A 9,718-nucleotide genomic window follows, 5' to 3' on the forward strand; every position below is an offset into this window, starting at 1 on the left:
CTAAAGAATGGTTGAAGAAGGATAGAAATAATAATATTCATATAATCATGGACAGATTCAAACGCTCGCTTATTGGGTACTACAACTACTATTGCATAACTGATAATATTCCAAGTGTTAACATTTTCAAAGCCAAAATCGAGAACCTAATATTTAAATGGCTTAATAGAAGAAGTCAAAGAAAATCCTTTAACTGGGAGAAATACAGGCTCTTCCTTAGTATATTTCCACTACCCTCACCAAGGGTTAAGGTGAATATCTATGATTTAAGAAAAGGAATTAGCTACATTCTGTAAATGATTACTGGAGGAGCCGTGTGCATTAATAGTGCAAGCACGGTTCTGAGAGGGGGTGGAGTGCAATTTACCGCAAGGTAAAAAGACTCCATTCTACTCGACTAGTTGAACAACGTGATCGGCGATCTTGTCGGTCATTTTTTATTGAACAAAATGGCAGGATAGTATAATAAGATACTGTATAATTAAATTCATAATAGGTGGTGGAATTATGAATTTAAAAGAAAAATTGAAGTTATTACTTAAAGAAATTGTTTTTGACTTAGTAAATAAAGATTTTGTAAAAATTAGTTCCAAACTAATCAAAGAACTTACAATCGAGGACATTAAAGAAGAACTAAATTACTGGGGGACACTTACAATTCCACATGATTTAGCTTACGAGAATATTAATTATATTGAGTACAATTATGGCGAAGGATATGCAATGGAATTTGAACTTTGGATAGATAATAAGGAAAGTGACTTAACATTGTCTTGTGAAGCAATAATCGACCAATCAGATAACGTTTTATCGTTTTCAATCACAAATTTACACGTTTTATAGTTATCGTTATTCAACTAAAGCATGCTTTAGTTGAACTAAGACACAAGGAGGAAATAGGATGTTACATCCATATGTAAAATTTGAAATTACACCTTTATGGAATGTAATTAGTAAAGGCATTGATGACCTTGTTGAAAATAATGATATCGAAGAAACTACAAAAAGAGAGCATATAGTCGTATTTCTGGATGAAAAAGTCCTTTACTGGATAAAATTCTTGTTTACTAGATTATAAAGTTCTTTACTGAATGTAATATTCTAGTAACAAATTAGTTGCCCACTATTACAGACAATTGTAATAGTGGTTTTTATTTTGTCTATTTAAACTTTTTAGGCAGTTTAGTTGAAGAATAAAGTAGGTAAAAATTGGTTTGTTCACGAAATAGCATTTGTTAGGAGTTTTTATACGAGGGAGAAATATATAAAAAGATTAATAATATGCGGTATTTTATCTATTGGATTACTTGCAGGATGTGGAAAAGAACCAAAAACAAATGCTAAAACTTTAGTTGATTTGGGTATACTCAAGAAGATTGCCGAGGTAGTTGGTTCAAACATTATCGAATCTGGAAAGTAATCGAGTAGTTTGCATTAGTTGTGGCTAGGCAGATTAACTGAATAGTATAACAGCGGATAAGAAGGAACTCTAGTGATGTTAGCCGAATAGGATAACAAAACTAATGGCATGGGCATAAAGCTATTGTTGGCTTAATAAAATTTAAAAACGTCGATAAAGAAAGGTGAATCAATGATTAAATTAAATAATAAAGAATATAAAAATATTTTCCCATTAATTATTTCAATAAATTATACACCTACGTTTGTTTATTCAGTTTTGCAAGAGATAGTAGATGGTGATGTATTTGTTGATCATATCGAAACTCCAAAATCCATTTTTATTGGTACGAAATCAGGATTCTACTGTGTAAGTGGAGAAACATCAAATATTTCTTTTAACTATTGGTTAAAGGAATTTTATATTGATAGAGTAGAAGAGAAGGAATTACCTTTTATTTTATATTCTTCATCAGGTTCTTGGAATCAATTAATTAATGACCTTTTAAATAACAAATTAACTAAGTTGGATCGATATTCTTTTACGTTTAAATTTAAAGAAGAAATACTAGATAATGATGAATTACCACAAGACTATTCATTAAAAAAAATTGATGAAAATGTACTTCAGTCAAATGTTGGATTTAAACCAATTTACTATAAGCATTACTGGGATTCTGTTTCAAATTATTTAGAAAATGGTTTTGGAATTTGTGTTTTACATAAAGAAGTGTCTGTATGTGAGTGTACATCTGTATTTGCTAATGAATTATTCTCCGAAATAGACATTGCAACTAAAGAAGAATATAGAGGGAAAGGTTTGGCCTTTATTGCTGCAAAAATGTATATACAAGATTGTATAAATAAAGGTTTAGCTCCCCGTTGGGAATGTGATATTGATAATTTTGGCTCAATACGATTAGCAGAAAAGTTAGGGTTTGAAGAACCTATTCACTATGCAGTATATTTTAAAGAGTAATTTTCACATGCCTTTGTTGAACCTACTTTCAATCAACTCAATTAATACTTGAGTCCAAATTGAAGCAATAAGGAAAGACATCATTGATAACTATTTGGATTCTCGTTTTGTTGTGTCAGAACATTTTAAGAAGGACATTTTTTCTAATAAATGATTCCTAGAAGCCAAGAATTTATTGCAGTTAGAGAAACTTCATCTGAGTACATGAATACCCATAATAGTAAGCTAACATATAACACAGCAGTTTAATTACAATAGATGAGCAGGATTATTACATATATTACAATTAGTAAAGAACTTTTTATCATGAACTTAATTCGAATTGTTACAATTATTACGAACTGTAAAGAACTTTTTTATCATTTTCAGCTAATTTAAAAGCTAATTTATCGACATTTTTAATAAATTCAGTAAAGAACTTTTTTATCAAAAGACAAGTCGGATATCTTTGTAAGTTGATAAATGAATCGGAAAATAAATAAATAAATTCTTATGCAACTAACGCATGCGTTAGTTGAACATCGTGAAGGCTGCTACTGCGGTCTTTTTTTGTGCTGTTTTGCAGTTTAGTTCAATTAAAGATGTCTGGAAAATTCAGGGAATGATATTATTTTTAGATAAAGTATTACTCTACTTTGTTTTTATACGTATTTAAAAGAATGGAAAAAGTAAAAAGTTTGTACTATTGTTAGTTGTTATTTTCATTTCTATTTTAGGTGTTGTCTTATACGCTAAATCATTTATGAATGAAAAAGAAAAGATAAGAAATCTAAAATACAAAATTGTTGATGCAACTACTGATTATTTTGGAGATGGCAGATACCAGATCATGCAGTTTGACCCTAATGGGGATTACTACGTACAGGATATGAAAAGTTCTTTTCAACTTTTTGTTGGTAATATCAAAGCATACAAAAAAATTGGTAACGAGGTATATTTCATTCATAAAGAAGGTAATACAATATTGGATTATAAGAATAACAATTTGAAACAGTATATAGATACAACTAAATATATTGCTTCTGAAAAAGATTTTTATGAGGATATGCTAATAAGTGTAAATAAAAGAATCTTTGGTGATAAATGGATTCTATTAAAAAATTATAATGATTTTACTCCTAAAGAGAAAGAAGTATTTAATAAATTAAAAAGTAAATCGTAAGGTAATTTGTTATTCAACTAATGCAGTGCGATAGTTAAACAAGATTACAAACTTATTAAGAAAGGTTGCTTTGTTTGAACAATTTTAACTATTTTTCAGAAACTGAAAGATTAATAATTAGACCATTGAAAGAAGAAGATTTTCAAAATTGGCTTAGTGAATTTGAAAATAGACTTCTAGCTCAACATAAGTATGATAAAGGTAAGATTGATATGAGTGATTGTAGTGAAGAATGGTTTATTAATTTAGTAAGGAAGCATCAACAATTAGCATTGAATGATACAGCCCATGTTTTTGGGGTATTTTTGAAAAATGATGGAACTCACTTAGGAATGATAGATTTCTCTACCTTAGCTAGAAATGATTTTCAATGGGGTAGAATTGGCTATACCATCCATAACCAATATTGGAGGAATGGCTATGCCAAAGAAGCAGTAAAAGAAACAATTAAGATTGCCTTCAGGGATTTGAAATTCCATCGTATTGAAGCTCATATATACGTTGATAATACTTCACCTATTAAATTAGCAGAAAGCGTTGGAATGAAGTTTGAATGTATAAGAAATGGGTTTATTTTCGAAAATGGTGAGTGGACTGACCACCTAATTTATTACATAAATTCGAGATGAATTCATATTGAACTAACGCATACGTTAGTTGTACAACATGATCGACTTTTAAGTCGATTTTTTTATACGCTAAATGACGGCAGAGCTGAATAATAAATCATGATAAAATAAAGGGGAAATTGTAGAGGTGGGTTAAAGTTATTGACTAAATTATAAATATTTGATATTTTAATTCAATTAAATAAATGTTTATTTGGAGGTTTTATTAATGAACATTTTAAGTTCGTGGCTATATAACATGAAAATCATAAAATACTTATTGGGAAGGAGTTGATAATTTAAAACTTAAGGAGAGATATTAATGATATATAGAAAAGCAAATCAGAAAGATTATGATACAATTTTGAGTATATGGGAAGAGTCGGTTTTAGCTACTCATCACTTTTTAAGAGAAACCGATAGAGAAGAGTTTAAAAAAGAAATACCTTCATATTTCCCACATCTTAATGTCCAGTTATGGTATGAAAATGAGGATTTAATTGGCTTTTCCGCTATAAATAAAAAACACTTAGAAATGTTATTTTTAAAACCTAATAAAATAGGTAAAGGATACGGTAAAGCTATTATTAATTTTTTAATTAAAGACTTTGATATTACAACAGTTGATGTAAATAAAGACAATAAGAGTGCAACTAGATTCTATATTAATAATGGCTTTTTTATAGTAAATGAAACGGAGACAGATTCTTCTGGACGTCCATACCCTATACTAGAGCTAAAGTTAAAATAAGGTAAAGGTGGAAATCCTCTCTTACCTTTGATTATTGAACTAATAAACTGCGCGTTAGTCTAATAAGAATTAAACAACTATATTGTCACTTATCAAATACGCTATTCTTTCTGTAGAATCATAGGAAAGGATGGCGTTTTTGTATGTCGAACAAGTTGATATTAATGGGCATAAAGGATATTTCAAAGAATGGGCAAATAGTGGTACATACCAAAATGGCAAATTAATATGGGTGGCTTACTTTTTTGGTCTCAAGATGGAACGTTCATTACAATGGATAGTGATAATTTAACGGATGAAATATTGGGGAAAATTGCACAATCAATGAAGTAACCTAATGCAACTAACGCATGCATTAGTTCAACAAAATGACCGACTATTAAGTCGGTTTTTTTTTGCTCTGGTTTGCTCTCAAGTAAATAAATTATTAATATTCTTTAAAAAAGTAATGAAGGTAAAATCATTTTTGGGAAGAAATTAACATAATATGGAAAATTTGATTGTAAGAAGATGAAAGTGTTTTTACTAACTTAAAGATTCCCAATTTGTTTATAGAAGGAATGATGGTGATGATTTTATCAGTCAATCAAATACATAAATCATATGGTAATGAAAAAGTGTTAACTGGGATTACATTTGAAATTCACAAGCCACAAATTGTAGCTTTAGTAGGTCCAAATGGTTCTGGGAAATCGACCCTTCTAAACACAATTACTAACCTTTTAGCTGCTGATCAAGGTGAAGTTACTATTCTAGGAAAAAGTAATAAAAATCCAACTATATTTCGAGAAATTTCTTTCATGCAAGATAATTCGGTTCTTTATGATTATTTAACAGGATATGATCATCTCCAATTCATTGGAGATATACAAGGAATTACAAGGAAACAATTAATGCAAACAGCTGAAATAGTAGGAGTTGATGGCTATTTGAACAAAAAGGTTGCTTATTATTCGCTTGGGATGAAGCAACTTTTACTTTTGACTTTGGCTATTGTTAATCAACCTAAATTGCTGATTTTAGATGAGCCGTTGAATGGTCTAGATCCGTCGAGTGCAATTAAAGTGCGTGAGCTATTATTACAGTTAGTAGAACAAGGAACAGCAATACTTCTTTCGTCACATAACTTATCAGAAATTGATCGTGTCACTTCTCATGTCTTATTTTTGAAGAAAGGAGTCCTTATAAATAAGGAACTTTCAATGAGTACAGAAGAACGTTATAAAAAGATTTTCTTTGATGAGGGGTGATTATATTTAACTTCATACTATTCGAATTGAAAAAATTCTGGCGTAAACGACATTTCCTTTGGATGTTACTTATAATTTTATTTTGTGTAGGTGGGACCTTTATCCAAAATTATATGGAAAAATCCACACTCAAAGACAGAGCCGAACAAAAGATGAAGCCTTATTTTGAAGAAACAGATAAAATTTATCAGAGTTTACGTGGACGTGAAAGTGATAATTCAATTGATGAGGTGTATACCAGACAGCTAGAAGAAATTATAGAAATGGGTAAGGCTCTTTACAATTGGAAGCTTGCAATTACCAGTAAAGATTGGGATAAGATTCCTACTTACGAGCATGACTTTTTAATAAGTTTATTGCAGTTCTCCAAATACGGTGGAGAATTTCAATCACTCCAAGGAACGGAGAGAAGCCGAGCGATTGCAAAAAACGAGTGGATGATTAAACATGATCTTTCGTATGTAGATGAAGAATACCCTTTAGCACCTATGTTATTTTTAAAAGTGAATTCCAAATTATTATTTGGAGTTACAGGTGTCATTGTTATGTTGTTTTTATTTGGAAATATAATAACCGATGAAAAAGAGCAAAACACATGGCTGTTTTTGAAAACTCAACCGATTCCAAGATGGAAACTTTTCATTGGTAAGTTCATTTGTATACTTATTATAGTATTTATATTTATTATATTAGTCATAATTCTAGGAATTGGTGTATCATGGATTTTTGGTAATCAGATGATGAATTTCCAATATCCTCAATTAGTGGGATCTGGAGAAACATTTACTATTATTTCAACTACTTACTACATAATAAGAGAATTAATTCTCTTTTTGAATACGAGTCTTGTAACGTTTGGTATCGTATTTCTAATAAGTAGATGGGCGAGAAATTCTTTTACTGTTTTTATCACTACTTGTTTTATCTTAACCGTAGGAATTACATTAACAAAAATGAATAAATCTATACAAGTAGGATGGAATCCGTTCCAGTCATTCCAATTTAACAAAATTCTAAATGAATCACCTAATAATACAGGTTGGATTTTACTTTTTTTTGCGATTGTTTGGAGTCTTAGTATCTTACTTCCATCTATATTTCTACCTGAAAGCGAAAGTGAGTTATTAAACAATTCGTCTTATCTAACTCCGTTTCATAGAGGGAAAACTAAAATTAATGCTAATACGCTATTGATCGTGATTTTGTTTGAAATTCGTAAAATAAGACGTAGAGGCTTATTTAAGCAGGTGAATTTTTTACTTTCAATACTAGTAATACTTGGTTATTTCTTTTTATCTGAACAAACAGAAGAAAAGAAGAAAGAGTACTTTCAAGAATTAAAAGAATCAGCAGATATCATTGAAAGCGTTGTGTATCCAGACATGAAGCAACAAATAGCAATACTAGAAAAAGAACCTAATAATTCTACCTACAAGGAGCAGTTAGTTGACTTAAAGAAGGGAGAAGCTGTCATACTAGAAACACTAAATAAAAATAAGGCAGCAGTGAACGGCTATAAAAATGGAAACTGGTACCCCTTCTATGAATATCAACTTTTTCAAACGCGTTTTGCCAATAAGGAAATTGATTCAGGTAATCTACAAAATGCTTTTAAGGAAACATTGGGTCAATACACAATAGATGTTAGTATAGCTGAGAAAAAGTGGCTTATGGAACACGATATTCAACCTGTATTTTCAGGTGATTTTGTTCCTACGATTTTTACAAACAATAGTGCACTTGAAAAAGATGGTTCAAATAAATGGTTAGAAATGAATCAGAAGTTAGATAATAGTGGTCTTTATACACTTTACGTATTCTTTAAAGATTATTTTTATCTAGTTCCAATCTGTCTATTTATATTACTATTTGGATCTGGATTTGCTATTGAACGAGGGAAAAAGAATACACTTTATTTTTTAAAAACTCAACCTATCGATACTAAGCAAATATTTATTGGTAAAATATTAAATTCTACAATCTTTTCATTATTAAATAGTATAGGACTTGTTTTGTTCGTATTAATTATTGGAATGTTGTTTAATCGATTCGGCGATTGGGAGTATCCTATTTTATTCTATGATCATCCCAAAATTGCAATTTCTTCAAATTACACGGGCAATATTTCATATGGGGGAAATGGGTTTCATTTTATTCCACTAGGAGTCAATATTGTACAAAGTCTTGTCTTATTAATATGCCTACTCTTATTTACAATCGCATTGTCGCACTTAATATCCCTTCTTTTTAAAAATTCATTAGCAGTATTTGCAACCACGACACTAACTTTATTGATAGGATACATTGTCAGTACAAAGGTAATTATTAATTTTGCTTACCTATCTCCATTTACGTATTTTAATATTGCAAAAATCACTAATGGAGAATTATCAATCTTTCTTGACCAGCCAAGCATAAGCATTCAAATTGGTTGCACGATCCTTTTTTTGTCAACAATCATTTTGGTGATAAGTGGATACTTATTAATCAGTAGAAAAAATAAAGTTTCTTATTGAACTAACTAATGCGATTCTTCAATAGTAGATCGCTTTTTCTTATTAAACAAAATGGCAGGATAGTTGAACAAGGATTTCAGTAATTCATACCGAATACTATCAATTAAAATATAAATTTATTCTTTCAGTAAAAGACATATGATGTATTCATTTGGAAACGAATATATAGTGAGGTGGTAATAAAATGAACTTGGCATTATCTCTCAAAAATAAAAAAAAGTTGACTCTTATTTTCCTAATATCTTTAATGCAAATTATATTATCATTCGTTGTATTTCCTTTGAAATTAACTTCGGATTTAAATTTTCTATATTACTTTTATAGTATAATGGCAGGTATTTCATGTTATATCGCTTTTCAAAGAAAGTGGTACAATACCTTAATTATAGATATTATTTGTGGCGTTGTGGGAGTTAGTTTAAGAGTTATTGAAGAGTGGGGAGAAGTAACGATAACTGAAAATTTGAGTGTAGCAAATTTTGTATCAACAGTTGGCATGACTACTACTGGGATTGTTATTGTATATCTAATTACGATTCTTCTAAGGAAAGAATAGAAATAATAACTTTATTCTTATACAACTAACGCATGCGGTAGTTCAATAACACGAGCTGCTTATATGCGGCTTTTTTTATTCAACAAAATGGCAGTTTAGTTCAATAAGAAACAATAGTAATTCAATTAAATTATGTTTAAATATGGATATATGTAAATATTATTTAAAAATTCAAATAACTATAAAAGACGAGGTTTGAGACATGAGAAAGAAGTATATATTGATATTTTTATCATTTATCCTAATTTACATTTTTGCTACGTGGTTGGTAGATTCGAATAATGAATACGCTATTATGAGTGGTTCTGGTGCTAACCCCAATATAATAAATAATTATTTTTATGATAAATATGAGTATCTTAATTCCACATATAATGTAATAAAATTTGACAGTATTATTGTTTTTATATATTCAATAATCTTCTTTATTATTTGTTTAATAAAAAAACGTTCAAAGTTATAAGGAACATCCTAGTTCAACTAACGCATGCATGTGCG

The 9,718-nt window shown here is 29.6% G+C and carries 10 protein-coding genes and 1 pseudogene; all 11 read left to right on the top strand.

Features of this window, described 5'->3' with window-relative positions:
* Positions 1-296, top strand: a pseudogene (locus CN692_RS17815) (group II intron reverse transcriptase/maturase); the annotation flags it as partial.
* A 211-nt stretch (positions 297-507) separates the two neighbouring features.
* Positions 508-843, top strand: coding sequence for a DUF7668 domain-containing protein (locus tag CN692_RS17820; protein ID WP_098120505.1), 336 nt, complete (start codon positions 508-510; stop codon positions 841-843).
* 58 nt (positions 844-901) lie between these two features.
* Positions 902-1,078, top strand: coding sequence for a hypothetical protein (locus CN692_RS26225; protein ID WP_179874474.1), 177 nt, complete (start codon positions 902-904; stop codon positions 1,076-1,078).
* A 108-nt stretch (positions 1,079-1,186) separates the two neighbouring features.
* Positions 1,187-1,420: a hypothetical protein gene (locus CN692_RS17825; protein WP_098120506.1), complete on the top strand. Its 234-nt coding sequence runs from the start codon at positions 1,187-1,189 to the stop codon at positions 1,418-1,420.
* Between the two features lie 171 nt (positions 1,421-1,591).
* Positions 1,592-2,377: a GNAT family N-acetyltransferase gene (locus CN692_RS17830; protein ID WP_098120507.1), complete on the top strand. Its 786-nt coding sequence runs from the start codon at positions 1,592-1,594 to the stop codon at positions 2,375-2,377.
* Positions 2,378-3,062: 685 nt separating this feature from the next.
* Entirely contained in the window at positions 3,063-3,539 is a 477-nt protein-coding gene (locus CN692_RS17835; protein ID WP_142317539.1) for a hypothetical protein, read from the top strand.
* Positions 3,540-3,613: 74 nt separating this feature from the next.
* The gene (locus CN692_RS17840; protein ID WP_098120509.1) at positions 3,614-4,168 is read left to right on the top strand and encodes a GNAT family N-acetyltransferase; all 555 of its coding nucleotides are present in this window, start codon (positions 3,614-3,616) and stop codon (positions 4,166-4,168) included.
* Between the two features lie 301 nt (positions 4,169-4,469).
* On the top strand, positions 4,470-4,898 hold the full coding sequence (locus tag CN692_RS17845; protein ID WP_098120510.1) for a GNAT family N-acetyltransferase: 429 nt from the start codon (positions 4,470-4,472) through the stop codon (positions 4,896-4,898).
* A 569-nt stretch (positions 4,899-5,467) separates the two neighbouring features.
* Complete coding sequence (locus tag CN692_RS17850) at positions 5,468-6,148, top strand: ABC transporter ATP-binding protein (RefSeq protein WP_098120513.1); 681 nt, start codon at positions 5,468-5,470, stop codon at positions 6,146-6,148.
* The gene (locus CN692_RS17855; protein ID WP_257144062.1) at positions 6,145-8,664 is read left to right on the top strand and encodes an ABC transporter permease subunit; all 2,520 of its coding nucleotides are present in this window, start codon (positions 6,145-6,147) and stop codon (positions 8,662-8,664) included. The genes CN692_RS17850 and CN692_RS17855 overlap by 4 nt, the downstream gene beginning before the upstream one ends.
* A gap of 184 nt (positions 8,665-8,848) precedes the next feature.
* On the top strand, positions 8,849-9,220 hold the full coding sequence (locus CN692_RS17860; protein ID WP_098120512.1) for a hypothetical protein: 372 nt from the start codon (positions 8,849-8,851) through the stop codon (positions 9,218-9,220).
* Positions 9,221-9,718 lie beyond the last annotated feature (498 nt).

Source organism: Bacillus sp. AFS002410 (genome assembly GCF_002556365.1).
Classification (GTDB): Bacteria; Bacillota; Bacilli; order Bacillales; family Bacillaceae_G; genus Gottfriedia.